Annotated in this window: 1 protein-coding gene; it reads right to left on the bottom strand. The window is 53.8% G+C overall.

Annotated features, from left to right (window positions below):
- Window positions 1-83: 83 nt before the first annotated feature.
- Window positions 84-491: a helix-turn-helix domain-containing protein gene (locus ACR0JB_RS21815; RefSeq protein ID WP_170394444.1), complete on the bottom strand. Its 408-nt coding sequence runs from the start codon at window positions 489-491 to the stop codon at window positions 84-86.
- Window positions 492-554 lie beyond the last annotated feature (63 nt).

The raw sequence follows: 554 nt of genomic DNA, 5'->3' as shown, positions 1-554 counted from the left end.
CATGATTACTCCGAGCCCGTCTGTTCAATTCGTCGAATTGCATTAAAAGACCTGCCTGCTATCAGGCTACGCAGGCACTTGGATCACTGGCGAGTGGCGACGGAACGCGACGCAAACTCCATGAGGCGCCAGAACTTTGGGCAATCCATATGGGTCTCTGCCGGACAATCCGCCACGTGACGCAACGCATCGCGTAGCCGGGTGAGACCACGGATTTGTTCATCAAGAGTATCTGCGCGCAGGTGCAATTCAGGGCGTGGCAATTGCGGAGTGCCATCATTGGCGAACATGTCCTTGATCTCAGCAAGTGAGAATCCCGCCATTTTTCCTAAAGAGATCAAAGCAAGTTGCGTCGCGACGCGTATCTCGAATTGCCGTCGAAGCCCATTCCTAGCGGCGGACTGGATCAGCCCGATCTCCTCATAATAGCGCAGTGTTGAGGGTGGGACGCCGCTCCTTTTGGACAGGACGCCAATATCAAGAAGTTTCATGGTTGACCTCAAGTCGACTTAAAGTGGCAGGATAGCTCCTCACTGGCACATGAGACAAGAGAG

It is taken from the genome of Ruegeria sp. BI7 (assembly GCF_056537925.1).
This window is presented reverse-complemented; position numbering and strand designations above follow the sequence as displayed.

Excerpts from the sequence above, each read along its gene's own strand:
- ACR0JB_RS21815 (WP_170394444.1), bottom strand. The coding sequence starts at position 491 with ATGAAACTTCTTGATATTGGCGTCCTGTCCAAAAGGAGCGGCGTCCCA.